This window comes from Myceligenerans salitolerans (genome assembly GCF_017349295.1).
In the GTDB taxonomy this organism is placed as follows: domain Bacteria; phylum Actinomycetota; class Actinomycetes; order Actinomycetales; family Cellulomonadaceae; genus Myceligenerans; species Myceligenerans salitolerans.
The window spans coordinates 1-18,829 of the sequence record NZ_JAFMPK010000043.1 but is presented as its reverse complement, the minus strand read 5'-3'; the positions used below and the strand labels follow the sequence as shown (position 1 = coordinate 18,829).

Below are 18,829 nucleotides of genomic sequence, written 5' to 3'. Positions count from 1 at the left end.
CGACTCCGATCTTCGGCCCGGCCACGAGTCATGATCGACCCAGGGACCCGATAGTAGCGAGCTGCCGGTGGAGGTCGGACGCGACATCCGGCATCGACGTGTGGACGCCGCCGCGGACCACCTGCCGGTCGTTGACGATCACGTCCGTGACGTCGGCGGCGGTCGCTGCGAACACGGTGTGGTCGAGGAGGGTCTCGTGCGTCCACCCGGCCATTCGGATCGAGTCCAGTGACACCACCGTGAAGTCGGCGAGGTCCCCGGAAGCGATCCCGCTGTCTCCTGCGGTCCGGGTGCCGGACGACCAGCCGAGCGAGGCGTAACCGTCACGGGTGCCCGCGGCAAGGAGCGCGGGCGTCGGGACATGTCCCCGGCCGAGGGTTCGGACCCGCTCGTCGAGCTCCAGCCCACGCACCTCCTCGAACGGATCGACGATCGCGTTGCTGTCCGATCCGATCGTCAGCCCGATCCCCGCTCCCACCAGCTCGCCCAGTGCCGGCGCCCCGTCTGCCAGATCACGCTCGGTGGTGCGGGTGACGCAGACGCGTGTGGACGAACGGGCCAGATGTCCCACGTCGCCGGATGTCAGATGCGTGGCGTGGACAGCCGTGGTGCGCGCACCGAGCGCGCCGTGGTCGGCGAGCAGCGTCGTCGGGGTGCGCCCATGGACCGCGAGGCAGTCGGCGTTCTCCCGCGGCTGTTCGGACAGGTGCACGTGCAGTGGCGCGCCGTGGCGCTCCGCCCACGCGGCGACGACGGAGATTCCCCTCGGCGGCACGGCCCGCACGGAGTGCACGGCGGCGCCGACCCGGACGGTGTCACGCGTCCCGGACGCGACCAGGGCTTCGGCCCGGGACGCCCAGGCGTCGGCGTCCGCGTCACCGAACCGCTGCTGGACACCGACGAGCGGTTCGCCGGCGGTTCCCGCGGTGAGATAACACGTGTCGAGGAGCGTCAGACGGATCCCGGCGTCGTCGGCAGCCGCGATCAGCGCCTCACCCATGGCGTTCGGATCGCCGTACGGGCGGCCGCCCGGGCCGTGGTGCAGGTAGTGGAACTCGCCGACGACGCCGTGTCCCGCGAGCACCATCTCCGCGTACAGCGCGCGGGCGAGGCGGTGGTACGAGTCCGGGTCGAGGCGTTCGGCGACGCGGTACATCTGCTCGCGCCATGTCCAGAAGGACCCGGAACCGGCCCCGCGACCGCCGTCGGGCACCGAATGCGTCCTGCCGCGCAGGGCGCGGTGGAAGGCATGCGAGTGACCGTTGGCGAACGCGGGCAGGGTGAGGCCGCGCAGTCGTGTCGCCCCGTCGGGTGGGTCGACGACGTCGGCCGCCACCTCGGTGACCCGGCCGCCTTCGGTGCGGATCACGACGTTCTCGGCGGCACCGCCGACAACCCATGCGTAGTCACAGAACCAGGTGCTCATCCATCTCCTCCCCGACACGCTGCTGTCTCGACGGCCCACCCACCACATCCGGCGGGCCGGCCTCACGTGCTGCCAGGTCGCAAGGCCGAAGCAACGAAGTAGAGATCCGCTACCTCGGTTGTGGTTATCGCGGAACTCGGACGCCGCGGTCCTTCGCGACGTCGACGGCGCGGTCGTAGCCCGCGTCGACGTGCCGCAACACGCCCATGGCGGGGTCGTTGGTGAGGACCCGCTCCAGCTTCCGGGCCGCGAGCGCCGTGCCGTCGGCCACGGAGACCTGGCCCGCGTGGATGGACCGGCCCATCCCGACGCCCCCGCCGTGGTGCAGGGACACCCAGGTGGCGCCCGACGACGCGGCGGTCAGCGCGTTGAGGAGCGGCCAGTCGGCGATGGCGTCGGAGCCGTCGGCCATGCCCTCGGTCTCACGGTAGGGCGACGCGACGGACCCGGCGTCGAGGTGGTCACGCCCGATCGCGAGCGGAGCGCTGATCTCGCCGGACGCGACCAGCTCGTTGAACGCGAGTCCTGCCTTGTCGCGCTCGCCGTAGCCGAGCCAGCAGATCCGCGCGGGCAGGCCCTGGAACGCGATCTTCTCCTGCGCGCCGCGGATCCAGCGGTGCAGGCGGTCGTGGTCGGGAAAGAGGTCGAGGATGGCGCGGTCGGTCACGGCGATGTCCTGCGGGTCGCCGGACAGCGCCGCCCAGCGGAACGGGCCCTTGCCCTCGCAGAACAGCGGCCGGATGTACGCGGGGACGAAGCCGGGGAAGTCGAACGCACGGGAGTAGCCGCCCTGCCGGGCCTCGTCGCGGATGGAGTTGCCGTAGTCGAACACCTCGGCGCCGGCGTCCTGGAAGCCCACCATCGCCTCGACGTGCCGGGCCATCGACTCGCGGGCGCGGTCGGTGAAACCTGCCGGGTCCTTCTCCGCCTCCGCGGCCCAGTCCTCCAGGGGCACCCCGGCGGGCAGGTACGACAGCGGGTCGTGCGCCGAGGTCTGGTCGGTGACGATGTCGATGTCCGCCCCTCGGGCCAGCAGGTCCGGGAACACGTCGGCAGCATTGCCGACCACACCCACCGAGTACGCGCGTCCCTCGGCCTTCGCCGCGAGCGCCCGTGCGACGCCGTCGTCCACGGAGTCGGCGACCTCGTCGAGGTAGCGGTGCTCGACGCGCCGCGCGAGGCGCGCCGGGTCGACGTCGACGATCAGGCACACGCCCCCGTTGAGCGTGACGGCGAGCGGCTGCGCGCCGCCCATGCCGCCGCAGCCGGCGGTCAGGGTAAGCGTTCCGGCGAGTGTGCCGCCGAACGTCTTCTCGGCGACGGCGGCGAAGGTCTCGTAGGTGCCCTGCACGATGCCCTGGGTGCCGATGTAGATCCATGATCCGGCCGTCATCTGCCCGTACATCGTGAGGCCGAGCCGTTCGAGGCGGCGGAACTCGGGCCACGTCGCCCAGTCCCCCACCAGGTTCGAGTTCGCGATGAGTACTCGCGGCGCCCACTCGTGCGTGGTGAGCACGCCGACCGGCTTGCCGGACTGGACCAGAAGGGTCTCGTCCTGGCGCAGGTCGGTGAGGGTGCCGACGATGGCGTCGTAGGCCGGCCAGGAACGGGCGGCGCGGCCGGTGCCGCCGTAGACCACGAGGTCGTCGGGCCGTTCCGCGACCTCGGGGTCCAGGTTGTTCATGAGCATCCGCAGCGGGGCCTCGGTCTGCCAGCTGCGGGCGGTGAGTTCGGTGCCGCGGGTTGCGCGGACTGTGCGTGCTCCGTCCATGGGGTGAGGTTACGTGTCCCGGAACGAGTCGTGTGGTGATGCGGTCGCGGGCCGGCCGGCCTCGCGCGGACGGGTCCGTGCGGGGCATGGGTAGATCTCCCCATTTGCGCAGGTGGCGAGGGCTGATTGAGTCTCCGGTGTTGGCAGCGCGAGACCGCCCGGTACCGGATCGTGAGGCCAGCACCCCAGACGGGCCGGGTTGAGCCCCCCGCCTCCCCGGCCACGTCCCGAGGGGCACCGCGCCACTCGTGGTGTCGTGCCCCTCGGTGCGTCCCCGGACGCCGCGTCGGCGGGTGATCACGACCCCCGCCGGCGCGGCCCTCAGACCCGCGGATGTTCCAATGGGGCCGTGAGCTTCGAGCAGATGTGGCGTGACCTGGAGCCCCTCGGACTGTCCGCCCGGACCGGCGGATACTTCCGGCAGCCGTTCCTGACCGCGGAACGCGAGGCGGCGGCCTGGTTCGGGCAGGCGGCACGGGCCCGGGGGCTCAGGGTCGAGTCCGACGGCTTCGGCAACACGATCGCCTGGTGGGATCCCGTGGGCGACGATCGGCGAGCCGGCGCCGTCCTCACCGGATCGCATCTGGACTCCGTGCTCGACGGAGGCGCCTTCGACGGACCACTCGGCGTCGTGTCGTCCCTCGCCGCGATCGATGTGCTGCGTGACCGGGGCGTCACGCCCCGCGTCCCGCTCGGGGTCGGCGTGTTCGTCGAGGAGGAGGGATCGCGGTTCGGGCTGGCCTGCCTCGGCTCGCGCCTCGCGACCGGACAGCTCAGCTGGTCCGACGCCCGTGAGCTGCGCGACCGCGACGGAGTCGCGCTGGGTGACGTGATCGCCGGTGACGACCACACGGACCGGCCCGGCTCGGGTCCCAGGGCGCGGGCCGATGCCGCCGTGCCGGGCGACCGGGGCGCCGGCGGCGCGACCCCCGGCAGCCTGCTGGACGGCGTCTCCTGTTTCGTCGAGCTGCACTGCGAGCAGGGACGGGGCCTGGCGCTGCGCGACGACGCCCCGGTCGGCCTCGCGAGCGCCATCTGGCCGCACGGCCGCTACCGGTTCGACTTCCATGGCCACGCCGACCACGCCGGCGCGACCCGCATGGCCGACCGCCGCGACCCCATGCTGACGTACGCGGCCACCTCGCTCGCGGCAGACGCCGCGGCCCGCGCACGCGACGGCGTCGGCGACACGATCCGCCGGGCGACGTTCGGCCGCCTGGACGTGCGGCCGGGCGGCACGAACGCGATCCCCTCGCTGGTCAGCGCGTGGCTGGACGCCCGGGCATCGACGGACGAGGAGCTCGCGGACCTGCTCTCCGAGGTGGAGCGCGCGGCCCGCGACCGGTCGGCGGCCGACGGGACCACCCTCGACGTGACCGCGGAGTCGGTCTCCGGCGAGGTGATCTTCGACCGCGGCCTCACGAGCAGGCTGGCAGCGGCGCTCGGGGCGACGTCGGACCGCGACATCGCGGAACGGGGCGTGGCCGAACGGGACGCCGTCGGCCGAGAGGCGGCGGACCGGCGTCGGTCACGTGCTCTGGCTGCCGGCGCCCTGGCTACCGGCGGCAACGCCGGCGTTCCGATCATCCCGACCGGTGCCGGCCACGACGCCGGAATCCTCCAGCAGGCCGGTATCCCGACCGCGATGCTCTTCGTGCGGAACGAGACGGGCGTGTCCCACTCGCCCGAGGAGTCGATCACCACGGCCGACGCGCTCGCGGGAGTGGACGCCCTGGCGAACGTCCTCGCGGAGCTGATCACCGACCCGCCGGCGGCACCACAGCTCGGGGAGGCGGCGCGATGAGCCTCCTCCTGACCAACATCGGCGAGCTGGTCACGAACGACCCGGCTCACGGCGCCCCGGATCTTGCCCCGGCCGGGGAGGACACGTCTTCGGCGGAGTCTCGGTCGCGAAACAGCGCGGGAGCCGCGAGAGGTACTGCCTCGGCAAGCGGCGCCGGGAACCTGCTCGGGATCGTGCGCGACGCGGCCGTCGTCGTCGGCGATGACGGCCGCGTCGCGTGGACCGGGCCCGCGGCGGCCGCCCCGGCGGCGGACGAGACCCGCGACCTCGACGGGCGCGCGGTGATCCCGGGGTTCGTCGACTCGCACGCACACCTGGTCTTCGCCGGGGACCGGGCCGCCGAGTTCGAGGCGCGGATGACGGGGCGGCCCTACACCGCCGGCGGGATCCGGACCACCGTCGCCGCCACGCGTGCGGCGTCGGACGACGAGTTGCGCGCCAACGCCCGCCGGCTCGTCGCCGAGATGCGGCGGCAGGGCACGACCACCGTCGAGATCAAGTCCGGCTACGGGCTCGACGTCGACGACGAGGCTCGGGCGCTGCGGATCGCGCGCGAGCTCACGCCCGAGACGACGTTTCTCGGGGCGCACGTCGTCCCGCCGGGCGCCGATCCGGCGCAGTACGTCGACCTGGTGACGGGCGACATGCTCGAGGCGTGCGCTCCGCACTCGCGCTGGATCGACGTGTTCTGCGAGCGCGGCGCCTTCGACGGCGACGCCGCCCGGACGATCCTGCGTGCCGGGGCCGCCGCCGGGCTCACCCCCCGGGTCCACGCGAACCAGCTCCGGCACGGGCCGGGGATCGAGGTGGCGTGCGAGGTCGGGGCGGCGTCCGCCGATCACTGCACCTTCGCCTCGGACGACGACCTGCGGAACCTGGCCGACTCGGGCGTCGTGGCGACGCTGCTGCCGTCGATCGAGTTCTCGACGCGGCAGCCCTACCCCGACGCCCGCAGGTTCTTCGACGCGGGCGTCACCGTCGCGATCGCGACCGACTGCAACCCGGGGTCGGGATTCTCCTCGTCGATGCCGTTCGCACTGGCCCTGGCGGTGCGGGAAATGCGGATGTCGCCTGCCGAGGCGCTGCGGGCGGCGACGGCGGGAGGTGCGGCGGCGCTGCGGCGCACCGACATCGGGTGGCTGGGGGTGGGATCGCGCGCCGACCTCGCCGTGCTCGACGCGCCGTCGTACCTGCACCTGGCGTACCGGCCCGGGGTACCACTGGTGAGCGAGACGATGCTCGAGGGCCGGTGGAGCCTGGAGGTCAGGCGGGGCGCACCACCAGGCCGAGGGCTTCGACGAGCGTCGTCGCCTGGTCGGGGGTGATGATCGCCCCCTCGAGCGTGGCCGTGCGCGGGTCGATCGCGGACAGGTCGCTGCCCAGGAGCGTCGCGCCGGACAGGTTGGCGAGTTCCAGGTCCGCACCGGACAGGTCGCAGCCGGTCAGTACGGCTCCGCGGGCCTTGAGCTCGCGGAGGTTCGCCTCGCGGAAGCGGACGCCGTCGAACCGTGCGGAGCCGACGTCCGCACGCGACAGGTCGACGAACGACCAGTTCCCGCGTCCGGCCTTGACCAGATCCAGCGTGGAGTTGCTGAACACGGAGCCCATCAGCTTGCAGCGCTCGAACGTCACGTCGAAGAAGTTGCAGCGGTCGAAGACGCACGCGGTGAACGCACACTCGGTGAACGACGCCGCGTTGAACTTCACGCCCCGGAAGGTGCACTCCTCGAAGGTCGCGCCCACGCCGGTCGCCTCCGTGAGATCGACGTCCACGAAGGTGGTGTCCCGCCATTCGGCGCCCGACAGGTCACGCGCGTACCAGTCCTCGTCGATGACGTGCCCGCCGGCTTCCGCTTCGCTCATGCCGGCCAACGTAGTCGGTCTGTCGGACATCCCCGGCGGAGCCGTACGGCTTCTCGCGCACCGCTCGGTGCACCGCTCACCACCGGTCGCTTCCCGCGGGAGCGGGCCGGGCGACGGGTTGGCGTGCGTCCGCTCAGGGGACGCCTCCGCTCACAGGAGCAGCGGACGTACTTCCTGGCCCAGGAACGTGACGAGCGCCTCCGGGTCCGGCTCCGATTCGAGCGGCTGGACGTTGATGGTGTCGGCACCCAGATCGGCGAACGCGCGCAGGCCATCCGCGATCTCGTCGGCCGAGTCGCCCCAGACGCAGTACTCCTCCGGCGTGTCGGTGGGCAGATCCCAGCTGGGCAGCCAGGCCTGGACGCGCTCCGCGGCGCCGGGGCCCGTGGCCACCGGCACGGAGATCACGATCTTGAACGGGTCGGTGCGCCCGGCGTCGTCGTACGCCTTCCGGACCGTGTCGGTCGCGGCTCGTAGCTTCGTCAGGCCGTTGCCGCCGTCGAGCGCGACGCCGTCGGCGACCTCCCCGACCAGTCGGAGGGTCTTGGGTCCTGTGGCAGCGCTGATCACCGGGGGAGCGGTGGTGGGCGGCCAGTCGAGGGCGACGTCGGCGAGCGACACGTACCGGCCCGAGACGGTGACCCGCTCGCCGGCGAGCAGGGCGCGCAGTGCGGTCGCGTACTCGCGCAGAAGGGTGAGGGGCGACGCGGCACGTGCGCCGACCTGCTCCATCCAGCTCTGCACGCCGTGCCCGATGCCGGGTTCCAGCCTGCCGGGGAACATCCCCTCCAGTGTCGCGATCTCCATCGCGGTCAGCGCGACGTTGCGCAGCGGGACGGGGAGAACACCGAGCTGTACGCGGAGCCCGCTGGTGCTCGCGAGGATCGCCCCCGCTGCGGCGATGCCGGTCTCCTTGAAGCAGTCCTCCCAGAGGCAGAGCTCCTCGAGGCCGGCCGCGTCGGCGGCACGGGCGATCGACAGGTACTGCTGTGGCGAGAAGGTCGGGAGAAGAGCACATCCCAGTGTCGTCATGACGCGAGCGTACTCAGGCGGGTCCACCCCGGACAGCTCGTTTGCTGGCGTACGAGACGGTCAAATCCGGCTAGGCTCCGGGCCATGGCCGCAGATCTGATCACCTCCTTCGCCGCCCTGCTGTGGCCGTTGCTCGTGCTCGCGGCGCTGTTGCTGCTCTGGCGCCCGCTCGCAGCACTGCTGCGGAGATCCGACCTCGAACTCGAGCTCGGCGGGCAGCGGATCAGCATCACCCAGCTCAACGATCAGCAGAACCGGATGATCGTGGACCTGCAGAACCAGGTGCTGTCGCTCCGTGAGCAGGTCGAGGCGTTGTCAGCCGGCACCTCGCGGCCCGGCTGGGCCTCCCCGCGCGTAGACGTACCTGGTGTCGTGGTGCCCGGAAGGCCGCGATCCGACGTCGGCGATCACGGGGAACTCGGGGATACACCGGGCTTCGACGGGCACGGCACGCCCGGCACGTCGTCGGACACCGACGCCGACGGCCGGACCCCGGACCCTGCACCGCCCGCCCGGCCCACCAGCCGCGAGATCCTCTGGGTCGACGACCACCCCGAGAACAACGCCATCATGATCGACGGCCTGCAGCGAGACGGGGTCATGGTGACCCTCGCACGCTCCACCGGCGAGGCGATCGAGCGGCTGAAGTACGGCGACTACGGGGCGATCATCTCGGACATGGGCCGCCGGGAGAACGGGAGCGAAGCTCCCACCGCGGGTCTGACACTCCTCCGGAAGGTGCGTGAACTCGACCCCGCGATCCCGTTCGTCATCTACGGGAGCCCGGAGACCGTGCGGAACCACGGCGCCGCCGCGCTCGGAGCGGGTGTCACGGAGATGACGTCGTCCCAGATGACCGTCCGCGAGCTGCTGGGTGAGGCGGGGATCGTCGGGCACTGAGGCGGGCCGGTACGGCATCCGGCCGGAATACCCGGGACCCAGGTGGCGTCCGGCAGCCGGGGTGACTCCGCCGTGTCAACGCTGTCACTCCCCCGGTCGATGCGCACACGTGCGGGTCGCATCCACGTGGCCCGGCGAGGCGACTCTTCGGCGGGCCGCCCCGCCCTGGCCCGCGTCAGTCCTTCCGGACGCGCTTCGAGACGACGGTGATCAACGCGGTGATGCCGACGGCCAGACCGACGATGACGATCGCGATCACACCAATTGCGATCAGACCAGTGCTGTCGAGCGCAAACATGTGCAAGCCTCCTTTGGCTGGACCGGCGGAATGCTAGCACCCCGACGACGGCGCCACGAGGGTCTAAAGTCGCATTACAGCACGGTAAGTCGCCAAGACCGGTAGGACGGACTCCGTCGGGAACAGCGGCCGATCCCTTGACGGGTGCGCCCGGCGTCCCCGGGCACCCTCCGAGAACTCGAGCGACGACCCGCGGCCCTCCTGGCGCACCGTCTAGGCTCGGGACATGTCCGTCTTCCGCGAGTTGCATGTGCTGCTCGCCCGCTCGGGGTTCCGGAAACTGTTCGCGGTGCGGCTGGTCTCCCAGGCCGGCGACGGCATGTTCCAGGTCGGTCTCGCGAACCTGCTGTTCTTCTCCCCGGAGTCCCAGGGAAGCGCCCCGGCGATCGCGGGGGCGTTCGCGGTGATGCTCGCGCCGTTCACGATCGTCGGACCGTTCGCCGGAGTCTTTCTCGACCGCTGGCAACGCCGGCAGGTACTCGTGGCCGGCAACGCCGTCCGTGTCGTCATCACGGCGGCCATGGCCGCCCTCATGGTGGCCGACGGCGTTTCCGTGTGGATCTACGTCCTGGGGCTCGCGGCGCTGAGCGTGAACCGGTTCCTCCTCGCGGGCCTGTCGGCGGGGTTGCCGCTCGTCGTCGAGGACAAGAAGCTGCTGCTCACCGCCAACGCTCTGACGCCGACCCTCGGCGCGGGAGCCGCCTTCCTCGGTGGGCTGGGCGCCTTCCTCGTGGCACAGGTGGCATCGCCTGGCCGGGTGCAGGACGCGACCGCGTTGACGTGTGCGGCGGTCGTCATGGGATGCGCCTCGCTGTTGGCGCTTCGGCTCGGCCGGGACGAGCTCGGGCCCGTGGTACCGGCGTCGGGCGGGGTGGGGCGCGAGATCGTGGTGGTCGCGCGCGGCCTGGCCGACGGTGCGCGGTACCTTGCCGCGCGTCGTACGCCCGGGCAGGCGCTGCTCGCCATGGCGACGCACCGGTTCTGCTACGGCGTCGTGTTCATCGCGTCGATCCTGATGGCGCGGAACCTGCTGTCCGACCCTGCGGACTCCGCCTCCGGACTGGCGGTGTTCGCCCAGGTGATCGGTGCCACCGGCGTGGGCGGCGGTGTCGCGATCGTGGTGACGGCCTGGCTCGGCCGGCGAATGGCTCCGCAGAGCTGGATCGCGACGATGCTGATCGTCGCCGCGGCGTCGCAGCTGCTCCTGGTGCCCGTCGAACCAGGCCTGGTCCTGATGCTGACGGCGGCCGGACTCCTGGGCATGGCCGCGCAGGGGGCGAAGATCGCCGTCGATACGATCGTGCAGCGCGACTCCGGCGACGAGTTCCGCGGCCGGGCCTTCGCCTTCTTCGATGTGCTGTACAACGCGGCTTTCGTCGGAGCCGCGGCGCTGGCCGCCGCCGTGGTGCCGGACACGGGATGGTCCCCGGGGCTGTTCGGGGTACTGGCGGGGATGTATGTCGTGGCGGCGCTGCTCATGGCGCTCCGGGGAGCGCGGGAGGCGCGGGAGGTGGAGACGCGGGTCTGAGCCGGGCCGGTGGTGGACGGCGATGCGGTGGACGGCGATCGGTCCGTCCTCGAACGGCCGTGGTTCGCACGACTCGCTCGGGGATCGGACCGATCGCCGCCTCGGTCGGCCGCGTTCGCGACCGACCAGCGGTACGCCGTCGGCCCGACGACCGTCGGACCGCCGGCCGTCGAACCTAGAGGTTACGGTCCGCGTACACCGTCAGCGCGTCACGGACGAAGGTCGCGCCCTCGCCGCCGCCGTAGTTCGCCGCGAAGCGGTCGTCGGCGACGTACATCTCCGCGAGACCCACCAGGTACTCCTTGGTGGGCGCCTGCGTACCGTGGCCCGGAGTGCCGGGGATCCCGGCGAGCCAGTCGGCGTGCTGGGCGGCGATGGCCTGCGCCTCGTCGCCCGCGGGGTCGAGGCCTGCCGACGCGCCGTCGATCCACTTCTGGGTCAGGGCGGTCAGTTCGGCCTTCCACGCCTTCTGCCCCTCCGGGCCCAGGCCACGCCACCAGGCGTCGCTCTGCGCATACGCCTCCTTGCCCCAGCGGCGTTCGACCTCCTCCTTGTGCTGGGTGTGGTCGAACCCGTCGAACATGTCCTCGGCCATGATGCTCTCTCCTTTCTCCAGTGCGTCGATGGTCCGATCCAGACTCGCGAGCCGCCGCTCGACCAGGTCCCGTTCCGCCCGCAACTGCTCGCGATGTGCGGCCAGCGCACGGGCGACGTCCGGTTCGGAGCGCAAGGCGTCGCCGATGTCGGCGAGCCCCATGCCCAGGTCCCGGAGCAGCAGGATGCGCTGCAGCCGGACCAGGGCGTCCTGGTCGTACCGCCGTGCGCCGCCCGGCGCCCGGCCTGCGGGCTCCAGCAGCCCGACCTGCTCGTAGTGCCGCAGGGTGCGGCTCGTGGTGCCCGCGATCCGGGCGATCTCCTGGATGGACCAGCTCATGACTGCGACTGTAGAGGTTGACGTTGCGTCAAGTTCAAGTCGTGGCCTACGGCTCGCGGCCGACGCCGGCCGTGGGCGGCCCACGCCCGTCGGGGCCGAGCCTGTCTCCGCTGCGGGTGCGGCCGGGGTTGCCGTCGTGAGACTCCTGGACGGCGAGTGTGCGCCGCCGAGCCTCCAGACCCTGTAAGGAACCTCATGCTCACGGCTGCGACGGCACCGGCCTCGGCGATCTAACCTCGGGACGTGAACCTCCTCCTCGAGATCGGCGGCTGGGCGGGGACCGTGCTCGTCGTCTGGTCGCTCACGCAGGCCCGCGTACTGCGTTTCCGCTGGCTGAACCTCACGGGATCGGCGCTGGCGACGGCGTACAACACGATCCTCGGAATCTGGCCGTTCGCCGCGATGAACGGCGTGATCGTCCTCATCAACATCTACTGGCTGATCCGGCTGAACCGCGAACGCCATTCGGCCGCGGCATACGCCGTCGTCGAGGTTGCACCCGACGACGCATACCTTCTCCACGTGCTCCGCGTCCACGCCGACGACATCGCCCGGCATGCGCCGCTCTTCCGCGCCGAGCCGGCCGACGACGAGCGGCGCTACGCCTTCCTCGTGCAACGCGGTGACGAGACGGTAGGTGTGGTCGAGGTGCTCGACCTGGGCGACGGCGTCGGGGCCGTCCTGCTGGACTGGGTGAGCCTGCGATTCCGCGACTTCACGCCGGGGGAGTTCGTGTGGGAGGAGTCGAGGGCGCTGGCCGGGACCGGACTGCGGGAGGTGGTGCGGCCGGTGCTGGGGGCGCGGAACGTGGGTGCGGCCGCCGGCGGCGCGGGGGACGACGGGGCGGGGAGCGACGGCGCGGGGAGCGACGGCGCGGGGGACGACGGCGCGGGGGACGACGGCACCGGAGCCCACGGCGGTCGGAGTGCTCGTTTCGGCACCTCCGTACTGGTCGGCCAGGAAGCCGGCCGTGCGGAGTCGGACTATCTGGAGCGGGTCGGCTTCACGTCCGACGGCACCACGTGGTCCCGGCAGATCGCCGCCTGACTCGAGCCGACGACCGCCGTCGTACCGTGAACCCGTGGACCCGACTCTGATCCCTCGTTCCGTCCTGCTTTTCGTAGTAGCCGCGCTCTTCGAGATCGGTGGCGCCTGGCTCGTCTGGCAGGGCCTGCGCGAGCAACGCGGCTGGCTGTGGGTGGGGCTCGGGGTGATCGCGCTCGGGCTGTACGGCGTCGTGGCAACACTGCAGCCGGACGCGAACTTCGGGCGGATCCTGGCGGCGTACGGCGGGGTGTTCGTCGCGGGATCGATCGCCTGGGGGATGGTGGCGGACGGGTACCGGCCGGATCGGTGGGACGTGGCGGGGGCACTGATCTGTCTGGGCGGGATGGCGGTGATCATGTATGGGCCGCGGGGGGACTGAGCAGGACCCGGGCACGTAGGCGACGTGCGCACGAGCCTTCAGGGTTTCTGTCACCGCCGGTGTCGGAGCACCGAGGCCGACCCGGCCACGACCGCCGTCGTACACACCCAACCAGACGCCCCTACTGCCCCACTCGGCCGTCGATCGACTCCCGCAGCAGGTCCGCGTGCCCGAGGTGTCGGGCGTACTCCTCGATCATGTGGACCAGAACGTCCCGCACGGCGACCTGCTCCCCGCGGCGGGGAACCGTGGTACCCAGGTCTTCCTCCGGAAGCGCGTCGAGCCAGGCGTCCGCCGACGCCACGCGGTCCCGCCACGTCGACCACGCCTCGTCCACGACGGCCGGGTCGGCAACGGCGCCGTTGAAGTCACCGTCGTTGTCCTCGGGCGTGTCATAGATCTGCCGGACGTCGGGCTGCTGCTTGAGCACGCGCTCGAACCAGTGGTTCTCCACCTGCGCCATGTGGCGCACGAGCCCCAGCAGCGACATCGTCGACGGCGGCACTGAACGCCGCGCCATCTGCGCGGCGTCGAGCCCTTCGCATTTCAACTCGAGCGTGATGCGGTAGTGCTTGAGGTAGTTCGCCAGGGTCTCCTTCTCCCCGACAGGACGGGCGAGCGCCCGACGCGGGTCTTGGGCGTCGTCAGCCCAGTTGTAGGGGTTGGATCCTTGGACCCAGCGTTCGGGAGTGGTCGCCATGAGGCCACCCAACCGGGGGCGAACCGGCGGGAGCAAGCCGATTACCGCTGCTGGTCGTCCAGCAGCCCGTACCGGTCGACCCGCCAGAGCTGCGCCATGAAGCACTGGCCCGAAGACATGTACGTTCAACCAGAACGCCACCCGGCCACCCGGCCACTGGAGCGTTCAAGCGCTCTACCGGTCGCCGCCCCATGACTCCGTCGCCTGAGAAAGGCAACCGGTCATGTGTCGACGCGCACACCATGCCGTGGCACGGCCTGACGCTTCAGGGCGGAGACGAGATGCGCCCCGGCCTGACCCTGGCGGGAACGCCGACCCACATTCAGCCGATACCGTCCGCAGTCGGCTTGGCCTTGTTCAAAGCACCTTTCTGAGGCGCGTCGGGCTCATCCAGGGCCTGGTGCATCAGCCGGATGATGCTGCGCACCTCGTCGGCAGCCGCGTTCCATCGGTGCTCCTTGGCGCGAAACCCGTCCGTGGCGCCGTCGGCCGGATCTGACATCGCACCCTTCGCGCCCGGGTCGCGCTGCTCGACCAACGCCTCCAATCGGGCGGCGATCCGGTCGAGGTTCTCCTGCGCCCGCGATGATGCCGTGGCATCGTCGTCGCGCTCTTCCATGTCGTTCGCACCAACCATCGAACGAACCCCCTGTCTGCTCGACCATCTGTTCGAAACCGCACTGACCGACCATGGGACAGTAGATGTTCGGGACCCACTTCCCGACCGTGCCACGGCGAGACGCACCGAGAAGTGCGCCCGCGCAACCTGGCACGCGGGATCGATGTGGCAGCCCGGCGTCGTCGTCCGCGCACCCGGCCGAACCTTCGAAGTCACCGCGGGTGCAGCGGTACGCGTGGGCCAACGCCGTAGTCGCCGAAATCGAGCGTCCTTCGGCATGCGCCGAGTGCGCAGCAACGATCGCGGCCCCCTCATCTGCTCTATCGCCCACCCCATCGGCAGAGCTGTCATGAGACACCCAATCTCGACATCCCTCGCGAGGTCAAGGGAAGTCGGGCAGATCGGTCACGGCTAGCTCCCTGCCCTGCAGGCCGTGTCCTACTCTCGCCGAGTCCGGCAGCAGAAGTTATCCACAGGGCGCCCGTGCGATTCCGCCTTGGTACGGCTAGCGTCAATGTCCGTTGCGCTTCCGCAACCGTCCAGGTGAGCGACGTCGTCAGGGGGTTCCATGCGGCCTGCAACAGAGCACAGGCGGATACGGACAGCGTCCGAACGGGGACGCGAAACGCACGCACCGTGCCTTTGGCGCTGTGTGGCGTTCGCCGCAGCGCTGGGCGGGCTTGCCGGCTGTACAGCCAACACCGACGCAGGCCCCTCACCGACGACGACGGTCGCCGGTGAGCCTCAGGCGTCGTCCTCCGCCTCCGCGTCGGCGCGCACCCCGGTAGAGAAGCCGCAGCGCCCCGCAGCGATGGATCGAGAAGACGCCAAGGGCGCCGCGGCGGCGGCGGAGTACTTCATCGAGCTGTATCCGTACATCATGGCGACCGGGGATACGGCGGAGTTCGAGGCCATGAGTCATGAGGCTTGCGGGTTCTGCGATGATGCGCTCGCCTCGGCTCGTGCGAACAAAGTGGCTGGCTATACCTACCTCGGCGGTGCGCTCTCCGTTGAAGTACTTGACATCTACCAACAAGACTCACTCACCAGCCTGATTCCAATCGACGTCCGCGTGGAACAAGCAGCGTCATCAACTCTCGACCGAACAGGCGCGGAAATCGCGTCGGCGCGGCACGAGGTCAACGAGAGCCGCGTCGAGGTCGCCGAGGGCGGCAGCGGCTGGGTTGTCGTTGAGATCGCCCCCAGGCCAGAGTCATGATCGCTCGGTCAGCAATTAGCGTTGCACTCAGTGCCGCAATTGCGCTCTTCGTCGGAGCCGATGAGTATGATCAACCCACCTTCGGTAGCTCGATGCAGGGCCAGTCCGTCAGCATCGAGGCATCCCACAGGAGTTCCTCAGACCACGCTGCAAGGGATGCAGGCAGCGAATTGCCCACAGACGGGCAGACCACCAGTAGGCGAACCTCCCACGCAGGCCGACTCCTCTCTGACCCCAACACTCGCCAGTGGCGCGCAACTCCTCAGCTTTGCCAGCTTTCGGAACTGCCGGGCGTGCTGCCGGCCTTCCGTGCGGAGTGCGAGCACGATGGGCAGCGACTCGCCCACAGCGGCGTCGAATGCCATGGGGGTCAGCAGGCGCAAGGTGCACTCTTCGAACAGCGACGCAGTGGCGACGCCTGGACCGCCCCGAGAATAGTCGAGGAGGAGTCATGCGTCGACGACGTCCGCCAATCGCACGACGAGGTTCAAACGGAACGACGACGCCAGCAGGTCGACATTCCAGCTGCCGCAGCACGCGCGTTCCAAAACATGACCATCGAACCCAGCGCGCTCGCGGTTCAACCGCCCGACGGCTGGACGCTCGTCAACCTCGACACGATCGCGTACGCCGAGAACCAATCTCAGGTCCTGGACACCGATCTGTTCGGCATCCCGGTCAGCATCCGGGCCGTTCCGGAGACATACACGTGGAGTTGGGGCGACGGCACGTCGAGCACGGGGGCTGACCCCGGCGCGCCGTACCCGAACCACACGATCGCGCATGCGTACACCGCCCCGGGAACTGCCGTAATTACCCTGAGGACCACCTGGCGTGGACAATTCCGCCTTTCCAGCGACGCTGCTTGGCGCGATGTGCCTGGCCAAGCAATAACCACGTCCCAGTCTCCGCCGATAGAGATCCGCGAGGCACGCACCCGTCTGGTCGAAGATCTGAGCTACTGAGCACCGCTGCCGTCCGCAACGCCCGGGCGCGCACCGACGCATGGGCCGATAGATGATGCAACCAATGGTTGCGTAGAGCTGAGGGTGGGTGTAGCGTGACATGCAACCGATAGTTGCGGGAGGTAGTCATGCACAGCAAGGAGCTGGGAACGATCCAGCGCGAACTTCTCATCGAGGCCGCGCCGGAAGTGGTCTTCGACGTGGTGAGCAAGCCAGAACATCTCAAGGAGTGGTGGCCGGACGACGCCAGGTACGAGCCCACTCCAGGGTCGGCGGGAGAGATCATCTTCATCAACCCCGAGGGAGAGGGCGACTCGGCGTCATTCACCGTAGTGGAGGCGATCCCTCCGAGGGTGTTCTCCTTCCGGTGGACGCATCCAGCGGGTGAGACCGCGGCAGAAGGGAACTCGCTGCTGGTCACGTTCGAGCTGATGCCGCGCGAAGGTGGCACATCCCTACGGATGACCGAAACTGGGTTCCGCGAGATGGGCTGGGAAGCCGCGGTCCTCGAGGAGCAGTACCGGGAGCACATGAAGGGGTGGGACTACTTCCTGCCGCGGCTCGCTCCCTACATCGCCACGCTGGAGAAGCGCCTGTGAGCTCTCAGGGCCGCGGGCCAAGCACGCAGATCGACGACGCGCTCTGGTCGGCGATCGGCGACCCGACTCGTCGTCGGCTGCTCGACCTGCTGCTCGTCGAAGGAGGCGGAACCGCGACCTCGCTAGGCGAGCAACTGCCCGTGACACGCCAAGCCGTGGCCAAACACCTGGGTGTCCTGGACCATGTAGGGCTGGTCAGCTCGGTGACCTCGGGCCGTGAGAAGCGTTACCACGTCGACGAAGCCCAGCTCGCTCACGCCGTGTCGCAGCTCGCCTCGGTCGGCTCGACGTGGAACGCGCGACTCCAGCGGATCAAGCGGATCGCCGAGACGATCCAGCACACACGCCAGGAACAACCGCGGCAGGAAGAGCAGCACGACTGATTAGGAGCCGCGACATCTTGCACCGAAAGCACTGTGCGTCGCAGCTAGGCCCTGTTTCGGAAGTGGTGTGTGACCTGCGGGTTCGGCATGCTGCGGGTCCGTGGTGGATGCGGCGGGGCGGCATGATCTGAGCGATGAGGCGTGGGCGGTGGTTGAGCCGCTGCTGCCTGTGGCGTCGTGCGGGCGACCGGCGCGGAACCTGCGTCGGCAGGTCGACGGGATCCGGCACCGGGTCCGGGCGGGGTGTCCGTGGCGGGACGTGCCCGAACGGTATGGGCCGTGGTCGAGCCTGTACCGAGTGTTTCGCCGCTACCAGCGCGAGGGCGTGTGGGACCGGGTGCTGGACGCGTTACGGACGCTGGCCGACGCCTGCGGGCAGGTCTGCTGGGAGGTGTCGATCGACTCCACGATCGCCCGGGCGCATCAACACGCCGCCGGTGCCCGGCGGGACCCTGCAGCGCAGAAGGAGTCGCCTGGGGCCGAGCCTGCCGATCACGGGCTGGGCCGATCGCGGGGCGGGTGGACCACGAAGCTGCATGCCGCCTGTGAGCAGGGGCAGAAGCTCATGGGGATGATCGTGACCGGCGGGCAGCGGGGCGACAGCCCGCAGTTTGGGCCAGTGCTGGACACGATCAGGGTCGCCCGGCCCGGCGGGATCGGTCGTCCGCGGACTCGTCCGGACCGGGTGCGTGGGGACAAGGCGTATGCCTCGGCGGGCAACCGCCGGCTGCTGCGTCGTCGTGGGATCCGCGCGACGATCCCGGAGAAGAAGGACCACCAGGCCAACCGGCTGAAGAAGGGCTCGGCCGGCGGGCGTCCGCCGAAGGTCGACTACGCCGACTACAAGAAGCGCCACGCAGTGGAGTGCATGTTCAACCGCCTCAAACGCCACCGGGCAGTGGCCACGAGGTTCGACAAGCTCCAGGTCCGCTACGAGGCAACCGTGAAGGTCGCCGCGATCGACGACTGGATCGACGCCGTAGTCCGGGCAGGCCAACCACTGGCATCCTGACCTGTGTGAACGACTCACTCCCGTCCTGGCTATCCAACCGGCCGGCCTGCTACGCCGACACCGAGGACGGCGGCTACGTCGAGGACCCCGGACACGTCGAGATCCTGCACATGCTCGCCGACCTGAACACAGGCGACAACACGTTCTTCGTGATCTATCCCGAGGACGAGGATGTCGACTGGTCGATCTCGGTCCACACCCGCCCCGGAGCATTCGGCGGCTACGAGATCGAACACCGCGACGCCGCCACCGGCGAACAGGCCACCACCACCGAGGCCGACCACACCACCATCACCACACACGTCCTGGACTGGATCAGCCACCGCTAGCCACTTCCGAAACAGGTCCTA

General features: G+C 70.3%; 20 protein-coding genes. 12 read left to right on the top strand and 8 right to left on the bottom strand.

Going from position 1 to position 18,829, the window contains the following annotated elements; all coding sequences use genetic code 11:
• Positions 1-28: 28 nt before the first annotated feature.
• Together J0911_RS10550 and hutU are read right to left on the bottom strand one after the other, a co-directional pair.
• Positions 29-1,426, bottom strand: a complete 1,398-nt coding sequence (locus tag J0911_RS10550; protein ID WP_207275427.1) for a formimidoylglutamate deiminase — start codon at positions 1,424-1,426, stop codon at positions 29-31.
• Between the two features lie 124 nt (positions 1,427-1,550).
• Positions 1,551-3,197 carry a urocanate hydratase gene (gene hutU / locus J0911_RS10545; RefSeq protein ID WP_207275426.1) on the bottom strand — a complete coding sequence of 549 codons (1,647 nt, stop codon included), beginning with the start codon at positions 3,195-3,197 and terminating at the stop codon, positions 1,551-1,553.
• A gap of 349 nt (positions 3,198-3,546) precedes the next feature.
• Here hutU and J0911_RS10540 point away from each other — a divergent pair, with 349 nt between their 5' ends.
• Positions 3,547-5,001, top strand: a complete 1,455-nt coding sequence (locus J0911_RS10540; protein ID WP_307865021.1) for an allantoate amidohydrolase — start codon at positions 3,547-3,549, stop codon at positions 4,999-5,001.
• On the top strand, positions 4,998-6,326 hold the full coding sequence (hutI, locus tag J0911_RS10535) for an imidazolonepropionase (RefSeq protein ID WP_207275425.1): 1,329 nt from the start codon (positions 4,998-5,000) through the stop codon (positions 6,324-6,326). Before J0911_RS10540 ends, hutI begins: the two co-directional genes overlap by 4 nt.
• On the opposite strand, the gene J0911_RS10530 is transcribed toward hutI, so the two are convergent.
• Together J0911_RS10530 and J0911_RS10525 are read right to left on the bottom strand one after the other, a co-directional pair.
• Positions 6,265-6,864 carry a pentapeptide repeat-containing protein gene (locus J0911_RS10530; RefSeq protein WP_207275424.1) on the bottom strand — a complete coding sequence of 200 codons (600 nt, stop codon included), beginning with the start codon at positions 6,862-6,864 and terminating at the stop codon, positions 6,265-6,267. The two genes, hutI and J0911_RS10530, sit on opposite strands and share 62 nt — an antisense overlap.
• A 150-nt stretch (positions 6,865-7,014) precedes the next feature.
• Entirely contained in the window at positions 7,015-7,896 is an 882-nt protein-coding gene (locus J0911_RS10525) for an LLM class flavin-dependent oxidoreductase (protein ID WP_207275423.1), read from the bottom strand.
• An 84-nt stretch (positions 7,897-7,980) separates the two neighbouring features.
• On the opposite strand from J0911_RS10525, the gene J0911_RS10520 reads away from it, so the two are divergent.
• Positions 7,981-8,796, top strand: a complete 816-nt coding sequence (locus J0911_RS10520) for a response regulator (protein ID WP_207275422.1) — start codon at positions 7,981-7,983, stop codon at positions 8,794-8,796.
• Between the two features lie 175 nt (positions 8,797-8,971).
• On the opposite strand, the gene J0911_RS20775 is transcribed toward J0911_RS10520, so the two are convergent.
• Positions 8,972-9,094, bottom strand: a complete 123-nt coding sequence (locus J0911_RS20775) for a hypothetical protein (RefSeq protein WP_278186788.1) — start codon at positions 9,092-9,094, stop codon at positions 8,972-8,974.
• 226 nt (positions 9,095-9,320) lie between these two features.
• Between J0911_RS20775 and J0911_RS10515 the strand changes: the two genes are divergently transcribed.
• Positions 9,321-10,622: an MFS transporter gene (locus J0911_RS10515; RefSeq protein ID WP_207275421.1), complete on the top strand. Its 1,302-nt coding sequence runs from the start codon at positions 9,321-9,323 to the stop codon at positions 10,620-10,622.
• Positions 10,623-10,797: 175 nt separating this feature from the next.
• Here J0911_RS10515 and J0911_RS10510 read toward each other — a convergent pair whose 3' ends face one another.
• The gene (locus J0911_RS10510) at positions 10,798-11,556 is read right to left on the bottom strand and encodes a MerR family transcriptional regulator (protein ID WP_207275420.1); all 759 of its coding nucleotides are present in this window, start codon (positions 11,554-11,556) and stop codon (positions 10,798-10,800) included.
• A gap of 243 nt (positions 11,557-11,799) precedes the next feature.
• Here J0911_RS10510 and J0911_RS21100 point away from each other — a divergent pair, with 243 nt between their 5' ends.
• Both J0911_RS21100 and J0911_RS10500 read left to right on the top strand, forming a co-directional pair.
• Positions 11,800-12,603, top strand: a complete 804-nt coding sequence (locus tag J0911_RS21100; protein ID WP_307865020.1) for a hypothetical protein — start codon at positions 11,800-11,802, stop codon at positions 12,601-12,603.
• A 34-nt stretch (positions 12,604-12,637) separates the two neighbouring features.
• Complete coding sequence (locus tag J0911_RS10500; RefSeq protein WP_307865019.1) at positions 12,638-12,982, top strand: YnfA family protein; 345 nt, start codon at positions 12,638-12,640, stop codon at positions 12,980-12,982.
• Between the two features lie 121 nt (positions 12,983-13,103).
• Here J0911_RS10500 and J0911_RS10495 read toward each other — a convergent pair whose 3' ends face one another.
• Together J0911_RS10495 and J0911_RS10490 are read right to left on the bottom strand one after the other, a co-directional pair.
• Positions 13,104-13,682, bottom strand: a complete 579-nt coding sequence (locus tag J0911_RS10495) for a DinB family protein (RefSeq protein ID WP_207275419.1) — start codon at positions 13,680-13,682, stop codon at positions 13,104-13,106.
• A 322-nt stretch (positions 13,683-14,004) separates the two neighbouring features.
• Positions 14,005-14,301, bottom strand: coding sequence for a hypothetical protein (locus tag J0911_RS10490; protein WP_207275418.1), 297 nt, complete (start codon positions 14,299-14,301; stop codon positions 14,005-14,007).
• Between the two features lie 652 nt (positions 14,302-14,953).
• Here J0911_RS10490 and J0911_RS20770 point away from each other — a divergent pair.
• The 6 genes from J0911_RS20770 (at position 14,954) to J0911_RS10460 (ending at position 18,808) form a co-directional block, all read left to right on the top strand.
• Positions 14,954-15,520: a DUF6318 family protein gene (locus J0911_RS20770; protein ID WP_207275417.1), complete on the top strand. Its 567-nt coding sequence runs from the start codon at positions 14,954-14,956 to the stop codon at positions 15,518-15,520.
• A 293-nt stretch (positions 15,521-15,813) separates the two neighbouring features.
• Positions 15,814-16,485, top strand: coding sequence for a PKD domain-containing protein (locus J0911_RS10480; RefSeq protein ID WP_207275416.1), 672 nt, complete (start codon positions 15,814-15,816; stop codon positions 16,483-16,485).
• A gap of 128 nt (positions 16,486-16,613) precedes the next feature.
• Positions 16,614-17,084 carry an SRPBCC family protein gene (locus tag J0911_RS10475; RefSeq protein WP_207275415.1) on the top strand — a complete coding sequence of 157 codons (471 nt, stop codon included), beginning with the start codon at positions 16,614-16,616 and terminating at the stop codon, positions 17,082-17,084.
• Complete coding sequence (locus J0911_RS20765; protein ID WP_207275414.1) at positions 17,081-17,467, top strand: ArsR/SmtB family transcription factor; 387 nt, start codon at positions 17,081-17,083, stop codon at positions 17,465-17,467. Before J0911_RS10475 ends, J0911_RS20765 begins: the two co-directional genes overlap by 4 nt.
• 103 nt (positions 17,468-17,570) lie before the next feature.
• Entirely contained in the window at positions 17,571-18,479 is a 909-nt protein-coding gene (locus J0911_RS10465; protein ID WP_307864893.1) for an IS5 family transposase, read from the top strand.
• Between the two features lie 5 nt (positions 18,480-18,484).
• Positions 18,485-18,808: a hypothetical protein gene (locus J0911_RS10460; RefSeq protein ID WP_207274113.1), complete on the top strand. Its 324-nt coding sequence runs from the start codon at positions 18,485-18,487 to the stop codon at positions 18,806-18,808.
• Positions 18,809-18,829: the final 21 nt, after the last annotated feature.